Raw genomic sequence first — 19,056 nt, forward strand, 5'->3', positions numbered from 1 at the left:
GTCAATCCCAGGGAAGGATTCGTTCGAGCTGACTGGCCTTCAGGTCTGCCCGATAGATCTCCAGGAACTGCTGGTTAGTCTTCGCCGCCTGCAACTGTGTCTCGCGTCCCCACGTGCGCTCGGCCCAGAGTTTCAGATGGCCTTTGCTGAACTGACGCCGGTTGGCGGCCTGGGAGCTGTAGTGCAGATGCACTTCCCATAAACCGCTGTCCCGCACAGGCCCTTGCGCCTTGCGTACCTCATAGACATCCAGGTAATCGTCAGCTGCCAGCCTCTTGCGCTCAATGGTCCTTGCGATGGTGATCTGCCCTTCAGCGTGAAGGTAGGCAAGACTTTCACCCGTCGGTCGACTGCTGGCCAGATGCAGCGTCTTCAGCAGAGTGCGCTTGCGCTCATTCAAGTGGCTGATGCTCTGCTCCACAGTTGCTCGCAATGCACTGTCATTGGCTGCGGCGTCTGTGCCTTCAAGCATTTTGGCTACGCGCTGCAGTTTCTCGACATGACGTTCGATGACAAAAGACAAGCTGTGTGGTTCGTTCGAGGCGATGTAGCGCTTTGCCAGGGCGATTACACCGGCAACCTCGTTGTTCAGGCGCAGAGCCTGGGTACGTGCCTGCACCCGCTGACTGGGGGTCACGGGGGCGGACTCAACCGGGAGCGTGGCCGGCACCACTTCGACCCAGACGTCACCCTGCTGGTGGTAGGTGCCGAGCACCTTTTTGCTCACGGGGTCACGCTGCTCAACCACTAGCTCGCCGAGCAGTTGCGTCTCTTCGCCGACCAGTGTTTTGCCACCTCGTAAATGGACCACACGACGCAGGCCGGTCCGTGGCTTGTACGGCAAACGCTTGAACGGTAGCGGGGTCTTCCATTGCTGCTCACGAACGGCCGCCTCCAGCTCAAGCTCCGCCGTCGCTTTAACCAGCCGCACCTGCTCCTTGTAATAGTTGAGTGCCTGCTTGTTTACCGCCACACCACCAAAGCGTTCCAGATAGTCGACCATGGTCAAGACATTGGCATACTCACGCTGCACGGTTTGCAGGCCGCTGATGGTTTCTTCGGGGGTAAAGTTGCCGCTGATCAATTCATCCAGGGTACTGCCAGCACCGCTGACGGACGTGCCAATCAGGTAATCATTGGTGGAAACAAGGGTCTGCTCATCGGCGCCCGATAGTCGTTCAAGCGAGAGCTCGGCAAAATCCCCGATCAAGCCGATTCTCAGTTGCAGGGTCGTCACTGAGCGCTGGCCAACAATATTGTGGACCTGCTCCTGCTTGCCGTCATAGGCAATAGTGCCGTCGGTCAATGTATCAATCAGCAGCACGTCCAGTTTTTCCATTACCTCCTGTAGACGCAGCTGCAATGGCACCACCGCCATATGCCTCGCTCGGTAGGTGTTGTACGCCGCTACCTGTTCCGGGGTTGCCGGCAAGGTTACTACCTGTTTGCGAAGCGCAGCTAACTCATCGAGCCCGACCAACAATATCAGTTCATCATGGAGCAACACATAGTTCCTGAGGATCTGCCTACGCACCGTACCCCGTCGCTGTTTCATCGGCCTTGCCGCGACTTCGGGCATGAATTTGGCGAACTTCGGCGTGAGCAGCTCTTTCATGCTGACCTCCACCTTCAGGTCAATACTGATTGACTGTTCCAACGTGTCGATCAGCGCCCTGCGTGTCGTGTCCAGCATGCTCTTCTTATCAGCAATCTTCATATCTGTACTGTCGACCAATGCGCCCAGGCCTACAGCGCTATCGCCTTGATCAATACGCGCCTGCAAGCTATCGCGCAGGTTCAGCAACCTCTGCAACGCACTCGAATGCTCCGCCATCGATTCCCACGTCGGTCTCAGTTGGGCAGCCAGTACATTGTTCTTCAAGTCCAGTTCACCGATCTCGGACTGCAGCTTGCGGACCGCTTCCTGGTTGACGTCCTGTTGCCCGGCCACTCGCCGCTTGGGCCCCCCACCTCTGAGCCGCAGCCTCAGGTCAAACTGCCATGAATTGTTGTCCAGGGTCAGCCAGGGGCCAGGCTGGCTTTGCTCGTCGACTACCTGCACCCCCTGGGCGTCCGCCCTGACGGCATAAACATGACCTTCAATCGACGCGTAGTATCGTTCCCCAAGCAGGTAAAGCCCCCGGTACGACCCTTGGCTCAACGGCGGATGATTCTCCAGTGAAGTCGCTGAGCGGTAACTGGAGAGCGGTCGAGGATAATCCATCGAGCTCGACTTGAGCCCCCGTGGCCCATACCAGGAAAAGTCCAGCTCCAGGTCCGCTTTCCCCCGCAGAGCAGCGCGCGGAAAGGTTTTGCCCTGGACAGCATTGACCCGGGGGAGGGAGGGAATGACCCGGCGACCCGGACCAAAGACCGCGATCTCACGCTTGTCTGCGGCAACTGGCGGCTCGACCTTCGGCAGGCTGGCGTGAAACAACACCATGACCAGGTTGAGCAGCAGATCGACCACTGCCGTTGATTTTTCGAACTCATTGCCATTTTTCAATGCACCTGCATCAGCATGCACCGTCAGCGCGCCCTGAACGAGCCAGGCAACCACAGCCACTGGACCCCGTAAAAACGGCGTCGCCACGCTGAACAGCAGGTTGAACAACAGGCCCGCACCCTCGAGCAGCATCGCCCAGCGGTCCTCGGCATTGGAAATTGTCTCGCGCTCGGCCAGTTCCACCAGCATCTGCGTATTGGCCATGTACAAGTTGGTGTCCGCCCCCGGTTGCCAGCCCTGCAAGTCCAGCTGTGCCGGCTGGACGGGCTCCAGGTCCAGCTGAGTATCGAGGATTGGCCGACGTAAATGCGGCTCCTGGAAACCGCCATGGGCATATACCCGCTGAGCGTCGCTGCTCATCCAGGCCAAAATGCCTTGCTGCAGACCCTCGTCTGCCAGGATCTGTTCAAGCAACGCCTGCTGGTTGGCAAACTCCTGGAAAGGTTTTTCAGCGCTCATTGGCCGGTAGAGCACGACGTTTCCCGCAGCGTGCGCCGAGATAAACACAAAGGTGTTGGTCACTCGATCGGCTTCGCTGGCAGCCTCCTCACGCTTGAACGCCAAAGGCGCCAACAGGCTTTGACCCTCACCGCTGTCCGCTCGAAAGAACGCGACAACACGCTGGTAACCGGTTTCAGACAGGTCTCCATCGATTTTGGCCTTGAGCGCAAGGAGCGGCAACTGGCTTGCCTGCTCCATGGCAAACAGGCTTATCCGCTCAACGTTCTGCTCCGCATCCTGAAGTTTTTTGCTCAGGTACTGGGGGTAGGTGCGACCGATATCTGCACGCTGCACCAGCGCTTTCAGGTAATCGGTAGTCAACCAGGACCACAGCTGCTGGTCGGTTTTGTGCGTGATTTTTTCCAACCTGGCGCCCTTGGCCGAGCCCAGGTTGCCAATGGCAAATTCAGTCAGGGACAACCGTTTGATCTCAACGCTCCCTGACGATGTACCCGCAACCCCACGTGCCAACCAGAACTCCAGCACCAGGTCGTCGGCATCATAATTGGCCTCAGTCAGATGGTCAGCGCGCATCAGTTCAAGCAGGGACTTGCGCGTAAAGGCGCGTAGATCAAGGATGCCATCAAGGGAGGATCTGCCGTTGGAGCTGGCTTGCGCGACCAGCAGATCCAGCACCCGCGCACGGTACTCCAGTCGATCAGCCAGGGAAGCTTGACGCAACCATTGCGGCAGTTCGGATTCGCCCTGGCGTAACTGCAAGAGCCGGTAAGGATGTGCGCTGAAGAAAGACGCTGGATCGGTCAACGCAGCGTACCCCTGCTCCAGCTCGACTACGGTACTGAAATGCCGCCCGCTCACGGGCTCCAGACCTTCAAGCAGCAGGTTCAGGAGCACTGCCCCCTGCATCGCGAACATGTCGGTGGTGATGGGATATCGATCCCAACCGAGTGAATCAAGCTGATACTGATGGGCTAGCCCATCACTCAGGCCCTGGGCCATGCTGTCCAGCGAATCAAAGGCATCGATATGCCCACTGGGCTTGCACAACAGAACGATGTTGCGATTTGCCAAAGTCCGCGTCACCAACAGGTCCGGCAGCAACTGCTGGTAACGGGCCTCGCCACTAGCCACCGTGACATCAAGCAAAAAAACTTCAGGCACCCCGCTGGGGTTGTGCCACGTGGTGCTGTTACTCGCCGCCAACAGCGCATAGATGCAGTTGCGTTGTTCATCATCCAGGCCTTGTGCTTCAACCCCGCTGGCCAGGGCGGCCTTGAGCATGTGACCCACCTCCTGCAGAGGCGTACCACCCAAACGGCTTCGCGCCTGCCAGAAATCGACCTGGGCGCGTTGAAGAAACGGCTCGACATTGGTCAGCAGCTCATTGAGCGCGTCAGTGACCAGGGTCAGATCGGGAAGTCTGTCCAGACCACTGGCCGGGTCGCGGTCATAAATGGGTCGGGGCGTAGGGGTAAAGCTCAGGAACAAATTGGTCAGCGCAATCCCGGCGAAATTGAAGGTTGTTTGCGAGATGAGCTTTTCGAGAAAGACTTCGGCCAGTGACTTTATCGTCACTGTGTCGAGATCTTCAGGCGCTCGCGTACAGAGATAAATCTCTCTTGACTCGCGCAGTTGCGGGTAGTTTTTGTCGATTTCGGGGTATTGCTTGGCCAGCCGCTGCACCAATTGCTGATGCACTACAGCGCGCAGCGTTGGCCGGGAAGCAAACGCCAGGCCGACGGCTTGCTCAAAGGAGTCCAAAGCGATGGTCATTGTCGTTGTCTCTGGGTAAGGGACCCGTGACGATAACGACACCTACCGCATTGCCTGCGTTAACTATTGCTCAGGACTTTTACAGGTAACGAGCGAACACCTGCTCGACAAAGCCGTCGCGGCGCATCTGCTCAAGGGCCTGCTGCAGCTTGTTCACCACCTCGTCCGACACTTCGCGGTTGAGCGCCAGGTACAGCTCGGCACCGTGAAAACGCAGCACCGTCTTGAGCTTGCTCACACCTACCTGACGCGCCAGGTAGCGACCAGCCGGATCGCCACTGGCCCACAGGTCGATTTCGCCGTTCAGCAGTTTTTTCGCGTTGTCGCGGTCGCGCAGCACCAGTACCGGGCTAAGGCCTTGCGCGGCCAGGTACTCGGCGATCGCATCGCCCTTGTAGGCCCCGATGCGGTAGCGCTTGGCTTCCTGGAGGGTGCTGACGGCAATCGGACTGCCTTCGGGGGCCAGCAAAATCCAGTCATCCGGCCCCAACGGCCCGACCCACTTGAACAGCTTTTCCCGCTCGGGCTGGCGGGCCATGACGAATACGCCGTAGCCGGGGGTTTGCAGGGCCTGCTCGTAGATGCGCTGCCAGGGGAAGCGCAAGGTCATGCTGTAGGGCACCCCGGCGCGCTTGAACATCTCGCGCACCAGGTCCGCGGCAATGCCGTTGATGCCATCGTCACGGGCGAAGCTCTTGCCGTTGATGGCCATGTTGTAGGGCGGGAAGTTTTCGGTGAGCAGCACCACAGGCTCGCTGGCGCGGGCGAGATGGCTGAACGACAGGCAACTGCACAACAACAGGACAAGACGCTTGAACATGATGGCACCGGGCTCCTTGGCAACGCCAAGAGTGCCGGGGCCTGCTGCGCCTGTCCAGTCTGCACCGGTATCACAACAAAAAGGGCCCTGTTCCTGCGAACAGAGCCCTTGCGGTGCATCAGCCGTTATCAGCTATAGACACGCCCCAGCAGCTGGCGGTGGCTTTCGAACTGATCGAGCACATCACGGGTGATCTGCTCCGGAGTGAAGCCCATCAAGTCGTACTCCTGGCTGCCGTTGTGCAAGTACACCTCGGCGCGGTAGAAGCGCTGGCGCACTTCCGTCTCGCCTTCCACCGGTGCCTCGCTCGGCGCGGCCAGGTAACCGTCCAGGCTCACTTCATAAACGAACGGATTGCCTTCTTCCATGTCGATGCGCAGGCCCATGGCCGAGCGCGACTGGCCGACCCGGGTCTGCACCTGGAAGCCCAGGGTCTGCAGCTGCGCAGCCGCTTCCTTGAGCGCCGGGCTGACGCGCTTGTCCATGAAGCGCTGAACGATGGCCTGGGTTGGCTGCAGGTCAAGCTGGCTCAGGCGCTCGCTGAAACCGCGACGACCACGGGCAGCCAGTTCTGCCTGCTCCTGCTCGACCTGGCTGTCCTGCTTCATGGCCTTGTACAGGCCGAACATGAACAGTACCAGCACCACCGAGAACGGCAGCCCCGCCAGTACCACCATGGTCTGCATGGCCTGGAAGTTACCGGCCAGAAGCAAACCGATGGTGACCACGGTAATGATCGCCGACCAGAGGATACGCAGCCAGTTCGGTGCATCTTCGTCGACATGGCCGCCTTTGCAGGAAAGGTTGGCCATCATCACCGCGCCGGAGTCGGCCGGGGTCAGGAACAGTACGAAGCCAACGAAAATCGCGACACCGACCACGATCTTGGCGAACGGATAGTGCTCGAGCAACTGGTAGATCGACATCGCCGGCTGTTCCAGCGCTGTTCGCCCAAGCTCCACCGCGCCCTGGTTCATGACCAGGTCCAGCGCCGAGTTGCCGAAGATCGACAGCCAGGCCAGGGTGAAGCCCAGCGGGATCAGCAGCACGCCAGCGACCAGCTCGCGCACGGTACGACCGCGCGAGATGCGGGCAATGAACATACCGACGAACGGGCCCCAGGAAATCCACCAGGCCCAGTAGAACACGGTCCACAGGCCCAGCCAGCGCTCGGACTTGTCACTGTCGCCTTCATAGACGTACAGGTCGAAGGTCTTGAGCACCACGCCGTTGAGGTAGTCGCCGATGTTCTGCACGAAGCTGTTGAGCAGGTGCAGGGTCGGGCCGTTGAGCAGCACGAACAGCAGCAGGCCGCTGAACAGGATGATGTTGAGGTTGGACAGGCGGCGGATGCCGTTCTCCACACCCGACACGGCGGCGATGGTCGCCACGGTGCTCATCACCAGAATCACGATCAGCAGGTTGGTGTCGCTGTGCTGCATGCCGAACAGGTACTCAAGACCCGAGGACACCTGCATCGAACCGATGCCCAGGTTGGTCACCAGGCCCAGCAGGGTCACGAACATGCCGAAGATATCGACAGTGTGGCCTGCGGCGCCCTTGACCCAACGCTCGCCGACCAGCGGGTACAGCGCCGAGCGCAGGGCCAGCGGCTGGTTGTGGCGGTAAGCGAAGTAGGCAACGGACAGGCCGACCAGGGCATAGATCGCCCAGCCATGCAGGCCCCAGTGCAGGAAGGTCAGTTGCAGGCCTTCACGGGCCGACTGCAGGCTGGCCGGTGCGCCTTCAGGCGGGTTGAAGTAGTGATCCAGCGGCTCGGACGCACCGAAGTACAGCAGCGAGATACCGATACCGGAGGAGAACAGCATCCCGGCCCAGGCACCGTAGCTGAAGTCCGGCTTGTCATCCTTGCCGCCAAGCTTGAGCTTGCCGAAGTTGGAGAAGGCCAGAACGATGACGAACAGCAGGTAGCCGCCAATCACCAGCATGTAGTACCAGCCGAAGCTGCGCGACAACCAGGCCTGAGCCTCGTTCAGCACGCGGCCGGCGGTTTCGGGAACTGCGATCAGCAAGGCAGTCAACAACAGGATCAGCAACGTCGAGGTGAAGAACACCACGCTGTTGACCCGGACCCTCTCGGCAGGGGTCTTGATTAGGGAGGCAGAACTCATTGCACATATGCTCCGGGCAGTGCGAGAGAAACACGAAACAATCGTTACCCGAGCAAATGGTGCAATAGCCCCACAGCTGCAGGTGTTATAAAAGCACCTTGAAAAAACCGTGATCCCGAATCGATTGCGTTGAAAAAAACAGGCCGAAAACCCCGTCCCGAGGGTTGGCCGCGCGGTGCTATACCGCTCGGCAGATCTGTTCAACGCGCCGTTTACACCCGTCAACACCTTGTATTCCGGGGGTTCCACGTCTTTTTGGGGTGCCAATTTGTGCAAACCGCAGGTAGGAAAAACCTGTCAATTGCACAGATTGTCGCAGAGCTTATTCTTTGTTGATTGAACGTTCAATCAAAACAAAATAGACTGGCCTTCGCCGAGGCAGCCGCTCGTCGACTGCTCGCAGGCCTGAGGAGATTTGCAAGATGCCCAAGGTCGGTATGCAACCCATCCGCCGTCAGCAGTTGATCGAAGCCACGTTGCTGGCCATCGACCAGGTCGGCATGGGTGACGCCAGCATTGCGCTGATCGCCCGTTTGGCCGGTGTGTCGAATGGCATCATCAGTCACTACTTTCAGGACAAGAACGGCCTGATCGCAGCGACCATGCGGTACTTGATGAGCGTGCTGAACGAGAACGTCGTCGCCAACCGGCAGGCGCTCAAGGACAACAGCCCGCGCGCCCACCTGCAGGTGATCATCGAAGGCAACTTCGACGCCAGCCAGGTCAACGGCCCGGCAATGAAAACCTGGTTGGCCTTCTGGGCCTCCAGCATGCACCAGCCGTCTTTGCACAGGTTGCAGCGGATCAACGATCACCGCTTGTATTCCAACCTGTGCTGCCAGTTCCGCCGCGCCCTGCCGTTGCCAGAAGCACGCAGCGCGGCCCGCGGGCTGGCAGCCTTGATCGACGGTCTGTGGCTGCGCGGTGCGCTGTCCGGAGACGCTTTCGACACCGACCAGGCGAAACAAATCGCTTACGAATACATGGATTTACAACTGGCGAAACAGACGAGCCCGGACACGCAAAACCAGGCCTCTGAACCACCGCGCGCCGCGATTGCCAAACAAGCAGGAGCGCTGCACGGATAGCCAAACACACATATGCACTTGCGAGGACACTATGGCCCGTTTCGAACTGCAAAAACTCTACATTGATGGTGGTTATGTCGACGCTTCCAGCGACGCTACCTTCGACGCCATCAACCCGGCCAACGGCGAAGTCCTCGCCCAGGTGCAACGCGCTACCGAAGCCGATGTCGAGCGCGCGGTAGAAAGCGCCGAACGTGGCCAGAAAGTCTGGGCAGCGATGACCGCCATGCAGCGTTCGCGCATCCTGCGCCGCGCCGTCGACATCCTGCGCGAGCGCAACGATGAACTGGCCGCCCTGGAAACCCTGGACACCGGCAAGTCGTACTCCGAAACCCGCTACGTCGACATCGTCACCGGCGCCGACGTGCTGGAATACTACGCAGGCCTGGTACCGGCCATCGAAGGCGAGCAGATCCCGCTGCGCGACAGCTCGTTCGTCTACACCCGCCGCGAGCCGCTGGGCGTGACCGTCGGTATCGGCGCCTGGAACTACCCGATCCAGATCGCCCTGTGGAAATCCGCACCAGCCCTGGCGGCCGGTAACGCGATGATCTTCAAGCCGAGCGAAGTCACCTCGCTGACCACCCTGAAACTGGCCGAGATCTACACCGAAGCCGGCCTGCCGGACGGCGTGTTCAACGTCCTGACCGGCAGCGGCCGCGAAGTCGGCACCTGGCTGACCGAGCACCCGCGCATCGAGAAAATCTCCTTCACCGGCGGTACCACCACCGGCAAGAAAGTCATGGCCAGCGCTTCGAGCTCGACGCTCAAGGAAGTCACCATGGAACTGGGCGGCAAGTCGCCGCTGATCATCTGCGACGACGCCGATCTGGATCGCGCCGCTGACATCGCCATGATGGCCAACTTCTACAGCTCGGGCCAGGTCTGCACCAACGGCACCCGCGTGTTCGTTCCTGCCTCGATGAAAGCGGCTTTCGAAGCCAAGATCGCCGAGCGCGTTGCACGCATCCGCGTTGGCAACCCTGAAGACGAAAACACCAACTTCGGCCCGCTGGTCAGCTTCGCCCACATGGAAAGCGTGCTGGGCTACATCGCCAAGGGCAAGGAAGAAGGCGCACGCGTTCTGTGCGGCGGCCAGCGTCTGACCGAAGGCGAATTCGCCAAGGGCGCATTCGTGGCACCGACCGTGTTCACCGACTGCCGCGATGACATGACCATCGTCAAGGAAGAAATCTTCGGCCCAGTAATGAGCATCCTCTCCTACGAGACCGAAGAAGAAGTCATCCGCCGTGCCAACGACACCGAATACGGCCTGGCCGCGGGCGTCTGCACCAACGACATCAGCCGCGCCCACCGCATCATCCACCAGCTGGAAGCCGGCATCTGCTGGATCAACGCCTGGGGTGAGTCGCCAGCCGAAATGCCGGTTGGCGGTTACAAGCAATCCGGTGTTGGCCGCGAAAACGGCGTGAGCTCGCTGGCTCAGTACACTCGTATTAAATCGGTGCAGGTGGAACTGGGTGCGTACAACTCGGTTTTCTGAGGTGACACGTAGCCAGATGCTCTGAAGCCTCAAGCTTCGAGCTGCAAGCTGCAAGTAAAAGCCGGTGCGCGTTATGCCAACCGGCACTTGCAGCGCCCACTAAATCGCGAGCCTTGCACGACCGCTTTTTCTTGCGGCTTGTAGCTTGAGGCTTGCAGCTGCTTTCGGAGAAAGCCATGGAATATGACTACATCATCGTCGGTGCCGGCTCTGCCGGTAACACCCTGGCGACCCGCCTGACCGAAGACGAAGGCGTTACCGTCCTGCTGCTCGAGGCCGGTGGCCCAGACTACCGCATGGACTTTCGCACCCAGATGCCAGCCGCGCTGGCTTTCCCGCTGCAAGGCCGTCGCTACAACTGGGCCTACGAGACCGACCCGGAGCCGCACATGGACGGCCGCCGGATGGAATGCGGTCGCGGCAAGGGCCTGGGTGGCTCGTCGCTGATCAACGGCATGTGCTACATCCGCGGCAACGCCATGGACTTCGACGGCTGGGCAAAACTGCCAGGCCTGGAAGACTGGAGCTACCTGGACTGCCTGCCGTACTTCCGCAAGGCGGAAACCCGCGACATCGGCGCCAACGACTACCACGGCGGCGAAGGCCCGGTCAGCGTGACCACGCCTAAAGCCGGCAACAACCCGCTGTTCCACGCCATGGTCGAAGCCGGCGTACAAGCCGGTTACCCGCGCACCGAAGACCTCAACGGCTACCAGCAGGAAGGTTTCGGCCCAATGGACCGTACCGTCACGCCTAAAGGCCGTCGCTCCAGCACCGCTCGCGGCTACCTGGACATCGCCAAGAAGCGTTCGACCCTGACCATCGTCACCCACGCCCTGAGCGATCGCGTGCTGTTCGACGGCAAGCGCGCCGTTGGCGTGAGCTACCTGGTCGGCGCCAGCGAAGAGCGTGTCGAAGCCCGTGCGCGCAAGGAAGTGATCGTCTGCTCCGGTGCCATCGCCTCGCCGCAACTGCTGCAACGCTCCGGCGTCGGCCCGCGCACCCTGCTCGAAAGCCTCAACGTACCGGTGGTTCACGACCTGCCGGGCGTGGGCGAAAACCTGCAGGACCACCTTGAGCTGTACCTGCAGTACGCCTGCACTCAACCGGTATCGCTGTACCCGTCGCTGCTCTGGTACAACCAGCCGGCCATCGGTGCCGAGTGGCTGTTCAAGGGCACCGGTATCGGCGCCAGCAACCAGTTCGAAGCGGGCGGTTTTATCCGTACGCGCGAAGAGTTCGAATGGCCGAACATCCAGTACCACTTCCTGCCAGTAGCGATCAACTACAACGGCAGCAATGGCGTACAGGAACACGGCTTCCAGGCCCACATGGGGTCGATGCGCTCGCCTAGCCGCGGCCGTATCCAGCTCAAATCGAAAGACCCGCGCCAGCACCCGAGCATCCTCTTCAACTACATGGCCACCGAGCAGGACTGGCAGGAATTCCGTGACGGCATCCGCCTGACCCGCGAAATCATGGCCCAGCCGGCACTGGACGCCTACCGTGGCCGCGAAATCAGCCCGGGCGCCGACGTGCAGACTGACGAAGAACTGGACAAGTTTATCCGCGAGCACGCCGAAACCGCGTTCCACCCGTCCTGCTCGTGCAAGATGGGCGACGACGACATGGCCGTGGTCGACGGCCAGGGCCGCGTGCATGGCATGCAGGGCCTGCGTGTGGTCGATGCCTCGATCATGCCGATCATCATCACTGGCAACCTCAATGCCACCACGATCATGATCGCCGAGAAAATCGCCGACAAGATCCGCAACCGCCAGCCGCTGCCACGCAGCACCGCCAAGTACTACGTCGCCAACGGCGCGCCGGTCAAAGGCAAGGCGATGCGTGAGGTCAAGCAGGCGTAAAACCCTGCAACGCCCATCGCTGGCAAGCCAGCTCCCACAAGGGCTGTACCATTCCTGTGGGAGCTGGCTTGCCAGCGATGGCGTCAGCGCAAGCAACACAAAGAAGGCACCTTGCGAGGTGCTTTTTTTGTCCCCGCGATTAACCCTTTACAGCCCGCCAACCCCTCAGGTTAGAATCCTTGGCACGCGACCTGCTTGATATTCAGAGCAAACCGCCCCTCCTTCCTGCTTTCCCCCGGAGTACTGCCTTTGGATGCGTCCACCATCAATAGCCTGTTCTTGATCGGCGCATTGCTGGTAGGTGCAAGTATTCTGGTCAGCTCACTGTCATCGCGCCTGGGCATCCCGATCCTGGTCATCATCCTTGCGGTCGGCATGATTGCCGGGGTCGACGGTGGCGGCATCATCTTCAACAATTACCCGACCGCCTACCTGGTGGGCAACCTGGCGCTGGCGGTGATCCTCCTCGACGGCGGCCTGCGCACGCGGGTGGCGAGTTTCCGCGTGGCCCTGTGGCCGGCGCTGTCGCTGGCCACAGTCGGCGTGCTGATCACCACCGGCCTGACCGGCATGGTCGCCGCCTGGCTGTTCGACTTGAGCCTGATCCAGGGCCTGCTGATCGGCGCCATCGTCGGCTCCACCGACGCCGCAGCGGTATTCTCGCTGCTCGGCGGCAAAGGCCTGAACGAGCGGGTGACGGCAACCCTGGAGATTGAATCGGGCAGCAACGACCCGATGGCGGTGTTCCTCACCGTGACCCTGATCGAGATGATCGCCAGTGGCCAGACCGGCCTGCACTGGAGCCTGCTCACCCACCTGCTGCGCGAGTTCGGCATCGGCGGCCTGCTGGGCCTGGGTGGCGGCTGGCTGCTGCTGCAACTGGTCAACCGCATCAACCTCGCCGGCGGCCTCTATCCGATCCTGGTAGTGGCCGGCGGCCTGGTGGTGTTCTCGCTGACCAACGCCCTGCACGGCAGCGGCTTCCTCGCCGTGTACCTGTGCGGCCTGGTGCTCGGCAACCGGCCGATCCGTAGCCGCCATGGCATCTTGCACATGCTCGACGGCATGGCCTGGCTCGCGCAGATCGGCATGTTCCTGGTCCTCGGCCTGCTGGTCACACCGCACGACCTGCTGCCCATCGCCCTGCCGGCACTGGGCCTGGCGCTGTGGATGATCATCTTCGCCCGGCCACTGTCGGTAATCGCCGCCCTGCTGCCGTTCAAGGCGTTCCATGGCCGCGAAAAAGCCTTTATTTCCTGGGTCGGCCTGCGCGGCGCGGTACCGATCATTCTCGCGGTGTTCCCGCTGATGGCCGGGCTGCCCGATGCGCAGCTGTTCTTCAACCTGGCGTTCTTCATCGTGTTGGTCTCGCTGCTGGTGCAGGGCACCAGCCTGCCGTGGGTGGCCAAGCTGCTGAAAGTGACAGTACCGCCAGACCCGGCGCCGATCTCCCGCTCGGCCCTGGAAGTGCACATCACCAGCGAGTGGGAGCTGTTCGTCTATCGCCTGGGCGCCGAAAAATGGTGCATCGGCGCCGCCCTGCGCGAGCTGAAAATGCCCGAAGGCACCCGCATCGCGGCACTGTTTCGCGGCCAGCAACTGCTCCATCCGTCGGGAAGTACCACCCTGGAAGTCGACGACCTGCTCTGCGTAATCGGCCACGAACACAACCTGCCGGCCCTCGGCAAGCTGTTCAGCCAGGCGCCGCAGCGAGGCCTGGACCTGCGCTTCTTTGGTGACTTCGTGCTCGAAGGGGACGCAGAACTGGGGGCTGTAGCGGCGTTGTACGGTTTGCAGCTCGACGGTCAGGACCCGCACATGCCACTCAGCCGCTTCATCGCGCAGAAGGTTGGCGGCGCGCCGGTGGTCGGCGACCAGATCGAATGGAACAGCACCTTGTGGACGGTTGCAGTGATGGAAGGGAACAAGATCCTCAAAGTGGGCGTCAAATTCCCCGAAGGTACTCGACCCGGCCCAGGGTTGTTCCTTTAAACTCCGTTCTTCGCCTCTGCCTGTACGAATTTTCTGCCTATGTCCCTGCGCACGTTTTTAAGCGCAGCCCTGATCGGGCTGTGCCTGTCCTTCTCCCCGGTGTGGGCGGCGGAACCGCCGACCACGGCAGCGATCCAGAAAAGCCTGGACAAGATCGCCGAACGCAAGCTGCCCGAGGCTGAACAGAAAGCCCTGCAGCAGGTGCTCGAAAAGACCCTGGCCTTCCTCGGCAACAAAGAGGACAGCGAGAAGAAGCTCGCCGCGCTCAAGCACCAGCTCAACGACGCGCCGCGCCAGACCAGCGAAAACCAGCGCGAGCTGGCCAAGCTCAAGGACAGCAAGGTGATCCCGGTCACCCAGCGCTACGCTGCCTCCAGCGTGCCGCAGCTGGAGCAATTGCTGGCCGAGCGCACCACCGAGCAGGGCGAACTGCAAAAAGCGCTGTCCGAGGCCAACAGCCTGACCATCACCGCGCAGACACGCCCCGAACGGGCCCAGGCAGAAATCAGCGCCAACCAGACCCGCACCCAGCAGATCAACACCAGCCTGAAGATCGGCAAGGACGGCGGCAAGCCGCTCAGCGCCGACCAGCGCAATCAGCTCAACGCCGAACTCGCCGCGCTCAACGCCCTGACCCTGCTGCGCCGCCAGGAACTGGCCGGCAACAGCCTGCTGCAAGACCTGGGCAACAGTCAGCATGACCTGTTGATCGAGCGCGCCGCGCGCCTGGAACAGGAGATCCAGGACCTGCAGACGCTGATCAACCAGAAGCGCCTGGCCCAGTCCCAGCAAACCGTCACCGAACAGTCGATCGAAGCCCAGAAAGCTGGCGGCAGCACCCTGCTGGCCACCGAAAGCGCCGCCAACCTCAAGCTCTCCGACTACCTGCTGCGCAGCACCGACAGCCTCAACGATCTGACCCAGCAGAACCTCAAGACCAAGCAGCAGCTGGACAGTCTGACCCAGAGCGACCAGGCCCTCGACGAGCAGATCAGCGTGCTCAAGGGCAGCCTGCTGTTGTCGAAGATCCTCTACAAGCAAAAGCAGGCGCTGCCGCACCTGAAGCTCGACCGCGACCTGGCCGACCAGATCGCCGACATCCGCCTGTATCAGTTCGAGATCAACCAGCAGCGCGAGCAGATCAGCAGCCCGAGCAGCTATGTCGACAAGCTGCTCACCGCGCAACCGCCCGAGACCGTCACCCCGCAACTGCGCAAGGCCCTGCTGGAAGTGGCGATCACTCGCAGCGACCTGCTCGAACGCCTGAACCGTGAACTGAGCGCGCTGCTCAACGAATCGATCACCTTGCAGTTGAACCAAAAGCAACTGTTCAGCACCGCACAAAACCTGCGTGCAACCCTTGATGAGCAGATGTTCTGGATTCCCAGCAACAAGCCACTGGACCTGGAATGGCTGCGCAGCGTGCCCGAGCGCCTGCAAAAACAGGTTGTCAGCCTGCCCTGGGGTTCAGGCCTGCGCGAGCTGACCGATGGCCTGGCCCAGCGCCCGTTGCTGTTCCTGCCCTTGCTGTTGCTGATCGGCACCCTGCTGTGGCGGCGCAAATACCTGTATGCGCGCCTGACCAAGGTTCACCAGGATGTCGGCCACTTCAAGCGTGACAGCCAGTGGCACACGCCCCAGGCGATCCTGATCAACATCCTCCTGGCCATGCCCCTGAGCCTGGGCCTGGCCCTGTGCGGCTATGCCCTGCAGGTCGACGCCCGCGGGCAGAACGCCAACCTCGCCTCGGCGCTGTTCCAGGTGGCCCAGGCCTGGCTGGTGTTCTACACCGCCTACCGAATACTCGCCCCGGGCGGCGTGGCCGAGCTGCACTTTCGCTGGGAAAAGCCCCAGGTCGAATTCCTCCGTGGCTGGATCCGCCGCCTCGGCACCGTGGTCCTGGCCCTGGTCGGGGTGGTGGCGGTGGCCGAACATCAACCCTCGGCGCTGGCTGAAGACGTGCTCGGCATCGGCGTGGTGCTGACCTGCTATGCGCTGATGGCCTGGTTGCTCAGCCGCCTGTTGCTGAGCAGCCCCACCCACCGCAACACCTCGCTGTTTCGCAAGGCCGTGGGCGTGGCCTTTACCGCGTTGCCGGTGGCGCTGTTCATCGCCGTGTGCTTTGGCTATTACTACACCGCGCTCAAGCTCACAGACCGCCTGATCGATACCCTCTACCTGCTGATGTTCTGGCTGGTGATCGAAGCCGCCTTCGTCCGCGGCCTGGCCGTGGCCGCCCGGCGCCTGGCCTACCAGCGGGCGCTGAGCAAGCGCCAGGCAGCCAAGGAAGGCCTGGATGGCGAAGTGCTGGTCGAAGAGCCGACCCTGGACATCGAACAGGTCAACCAGCAGTCCCTGCGCCTGATTCGCCTGGCCCTGCTCGGCGGCTTCATCGCCGCCCTCTACTGGGTCTGGTCGGACCTGATCAGCGTGTTTGCCTACCTCGACAACATCACCCTGTACGAGTACACCAGCGGCACCGGCGCATCCATGAGCATGGTGCCGATCAGCCTGCGCGACCTGCTGGGTGCACTGGTGATCATCGGCATCACCATTGCCCTGGCCGGCAACCTGCCGGGCCTGCTCGAAGTACTGGTGCTGTCACGCCTGAACCTGGCCCAGGGCAGTGCCTACGCCACCACCACGTTGCTGTCCTACGTGATTGCCGGGGTCGGCTTTGTCTCCACCCTGTCAGCCCTGGGCGTCAGCTGGGACAAACTGCAATGGCTGGTGGCGGCGCTGTCGGTGGGCCTGGGCTTCGGCATGCAGGAGATCTTCGCCAACTTCATCTCCGGGATCATGATCCTGTTCGAGCGCCCGGTGCGCATCGGCGACACCATCACCATCGGCAACCTCTCGGGCACGGTGAGCAAGATCCGCATCCGCGCCACCACCATCACCGACTTCGACCGCAAGGACATCATTGTCCCGAACAAGACCTTCATCACTGGGCAACTGATCAACTGGTCGCTGACCGACACCATCACCCGGGTAACCCTCAAGCTCGGCGTCGACTACGGCTCGGATCTGGACCTGGTGCGCACCCTGCTGCTCAAGGCCGCCAACGACAACCCGCGGGTACTCAAGGAACCGGCGCCGATCGTCTACTTCCTGAACTTCGGCGAAAGCACCCTGGACCACGAGCTGCGCATGCACGTGCGCGACCTGGGCGACCGCAATCCGGTGCTCGACGAGATCAACCGCTACATCAACAAAGAGTTCAAGAAGCAACACATCAACATCTCCTTCCGGCAGATGGAGATCTACCTGAAGAACATGCAGGGCCAGGAATACAAGATGGTCCCGGTGGAAAACCTCGACAAGACCGTGCTGCCAAACGCCAGCAATGGCGAGAAGCCCGGCGACGAGGCCAGCGGCAAACCGGCCTGACTGGACGCCAGCGGCCATACCCTTGCAGAATGCTCAGGTTTTCTTCAGGAGATGGCCGTTGAAAGCCCTCGACGAACTGACTTTCGATAACCGTTTCGCCCGCCTGGGCGATGCCTTCTCTACTTCGGTGCTGCCCGAGCCGATTGCCGAGCCGCGCCTGGTGGTCGCCAGCGAGGCAGCCATGGCGCTGCTCGACCTTGAGCCCACCGAGGCCCATTCGCCGATATTTGCCGAACTGTTCAGCGGCCACAAGCTGTGGGCCGAGGCCGAACCGCGGGCTATGGTTTACTCCGGGCACCAGTTCGGCTCCTACAACCCGCGCCTTGGCGATGGCCGCGGGCTGTTGCTGGGCGAGGTGCGCAACGACGCCGGCCAGTCCTGGGACCTGCACCTCAAGGGCGCCGGGCAGACGCCTTACTCGCGCATGGGTGATGGCCGCGCCGTGCTGCGTTCATCGATTCGCGAGTTCCTTGCCAGCGAGGCCCTGCCGGCCCTGGGCATCGCCAGCAGCCGCGCGCTGTGCGTGATCGGCTCGAGCACGCCGGTATGGCGCGAAACCCAGGAGCGCGCGGCCATGCTGCTGCGCCTGGCGCCGAGCCATATCCGCTTCGGGCATTTCGAGTACTTCTACTACACCCGCCAGCCCGAGCAGCAGCGCATCCTCGCCGATCACGTGCTCAACAGCCACTTTGCCGAGTGCAAGGACGAACCCGAGCCGTACCTGGCGATGTTCCGCACCATCGTCGAGCGCAATGCCGAGCTGATTGCCCGCTGGCAGGCCTATGGTTTTTGCCACGGGGTGATGAACACCGACAACATGTCGATTCTGGGCATCACCTTCGACTTCGGCCCCTACGCCTTCCTCGACGACTTCGACGCCAATTTCATCTGCAACCACTCCGATGACCAGGGCCGCTACAGCTACAGCAACCAGGTACCCATCGCCCACTGGAACCTCAGCGCCCTGGCCCAGGCCCTGACGCCGTTTATCAGCGTCGAAGCGCTTAAGGAAACCCTCGGGCTGTTCCTGCCGTTGTACGAGGCCCATTACCTGGACCTGATGCGCCGGCGCCTGGGCCTGACCCAGGCAGAAGACGACGACAAGCTGCTGATCGAGCGCCTGCTGCAACTGATGCAGCCCGGCGCGGTGGACTACACCCTGTTCTTCCGCCATCTCGGCGACCAGCCTGCCGAGCAGGCCCTGCAGGTGGTGCGCGACGACTTCATCGATCTGGCCGGTTTTGACCTGTGGTCAGCCGATTACCTGGCGCGCCTGCAGCGCGAACCCGGCAACGCCGAGGGCCGGCGCGAGCGCATGCATGCGGTCAACCCGCTGTACATCCTGCGCAACTACCTGGCCCAGCGCGCCATCGAGGCGGCCGAGGGGGGGGACTACGAGGAAGTACGCCGCCTGCACCAGGTGCTGAGCAAACCGTTCGACGAGCAGCCGGGCATGCAGGCCTACGCCCAGCGGCCGCCGGAATGGGGCAAGCACCTGGAGATCAGTTGCTCGTCGTGAGG

9 protein-coding genes are annotated in these 19,056 nt (G+C 61.7%); 6 read left to right on the forward strand and 3 right to left on the reverse strand.

From position 1 onward, the window contains the following. Window position 1 precedes the first annotated feature (1 nt). The 3 genes from ACIOVF_RS07885 to betT form a co-directional block, all read right to left on the reverse strand. The gene (locus ACIOVF_RS07885) at window positions 2-4,741 is read right to left on the reverse strand and encodes a dermonecrotic toxin domain-containing protein (protein WP_045193913.1); all 4,740 of its coding nucleotides are present in this window, start codon (window positions 4,739-4,741) and stop codon (window positions 2-4) included. Between the two features lie 79 nt (window positions 4,742-4,820). Then, complete coding sequence (locus tag ACIOVF_RS07890; protein WP_045193914.1) at window positions 4,821-5,561, reverse strand: ABC transporter substrate-binding protein; 741 nt, start codon at window positions 5,559-5,561, stop codon at window positions 4,821-4,823. 128 nt (window positions 5,562-5,689) lie between these two features. Continuing rightward, window positions 5,690-7,693 (reverse strand): choline BCCT transporter BetT, encoded by a 2,004-nt coding sequence (gene betT / locus ACIOVF_RS07895; RefSeq protein ID WP_045193915.1) that lies wholly within the window; start codon window positions 7,691-7,693, stop codon window positions 5,690-5,692. A gap of 422 nt (window positions 7,694-8,115) precedes the next feature. On the opposite strand from betT, the gene betI reads away from it, so the two are divergent. The 6 genes from betI (at window position 8,116) to selO (ending at window position 19,054) form a co-directional block, all read left to right on the forward strand. After that, window positions 8,116-8,781: a transcriptional regulator BetI gene (gene betI / locus ACIOVF_RS07900; protein ID WP_045193916.1), complete on the forward strand. Its 666-nt coding sequence runs from the start codon at window positions 8,116-8,118 to the stop codon at window positions 8,779-8,781. Between the two features lie 31 nt (window positions 8,782-8,812). Then, window positions 8,813-10,285, forward strand: a complete 1,473-nt coding sequence (gene betB, locus ACIOVF_RS07905; RefSeq protein WP_045193917.1) for a betaine-aldehyde dehydrogenase — start codon at window positions 8,813-8,815, stop codon at window positions 10,283-10,285. Between the two features lie 176 nt (window positions 10,286-10,461). Beyond that, window positions 10,462-12,153, forward strand: coding sequence for a choline dehydrogenase (gene betA, locus ACIOVF_RS07910; RefSeq protein ID WP_401288616.1), 1,692 nt, complete (start codon window positions 10,462-10,464; stop codon window positions 12,151-12,153). A gap of 249 nt (window positions 12,154-12,402) precedes the next feature. After that, window positions 12,403-14,145, forward strand: a complete 1,743-nt coding sequence (locus ACIOVF_RS07915) for a potassium/proton antiporter (protein ID WP_258608958.1) — start codon at window positions 12,403-12,405, stop codon at window positions 14,143-14,145. A 39-nt stretch (window positions 14,146-14,184) separates the two neighbouring features. Continuing rightward, window positions 14,185-17,535 carry a mechanosensitive channel MscK gene (gene mscK, locus ACIOVF_RS07920; RefSeq protein WP_401288620.1) on the forward strand — a complete coding sequence of 1,117 codons (3,351 nt, stop codon included), beginning with the start codon at window positions 14,185-14,187 and terminating at the stop codon, window positions 17,533-17,535. A gap of 58 nt (window positions 17,536-17,593) precedes the next feature. Next, the gene (selO, locus tag ACIOVF_RS07925; protein WP_401288623.1) at window positions 17,594-19,054 is read left to right on the forward strand and encodes a protein adenylyltransferase SelO; all 1,461 of its coding nucleotides are present in this window, start codon (window positions 17,594-17,596) and stop codon (window positions 19,052-19,054) included. Window positions 19,055-19,056: the final 2 nt, after the last annotated feature.

The organism is Pseudomonas sp. NPDC087612 (assembly GCF_044743505.1).
Classification (GTDB): domain Bacteria; phylum Pseudomonadota; class Gammaproteobacteria; order Pseudomonadales; family Pseudomonadaceae; genus Aquipseudomonas.

Bases quoted from the DNA above. Each gene is read 5' to 3' on its own strand.
- betB (WP_045193917.1), top strand. From the start codon at position 8,813: ATGGCCCGTTTCGAACTGCAAAAACTCTACATTGATGGTGGTTATGTC.
- betT (WP_045193915.1), bottom strand. From the start codon at position 7,693: ATGAGTTCTGCCTCCCTAATCAAGACCCCTGCCGAGAGGGTCCGGGTC.
- ACIOVF_RS07885 (WP_045193913.1), bottom strand. From the start codon at position 4,741: ATGACCATCGCTTTGGACTCCTTTGAGCAAGCCGTCGGCCTGGCGTTT.
- betI (WP_045193916.1), top strand. From the start codon at position 8,116: ATGCCCAAGGTCGGTATGCAACCCATCCGCCGTCAGCAGTTGATCGAA.
- betA (WP_401288616.1), top strand. From the start codon at position 10,462: ATGGAATATGACTACATCATCGTCGGTGCCGGCTCTGCCGGTAACACC.
- mscK (WP_401288620.1), top strand. From the start codon at position 14,185: ATGTCCCTGCGCACGTTTTTAAGCGCAGCCCTGATCGGGCTGTGCCTG.
- ACIOVF_RS07890 (WP_045193914.1), bottom strand. From the start codon at position 5,561: ATGTTCAAGCGTCTTGTCCTGTTGTTGTGCAGTTGCCTGTCGTTCAGC.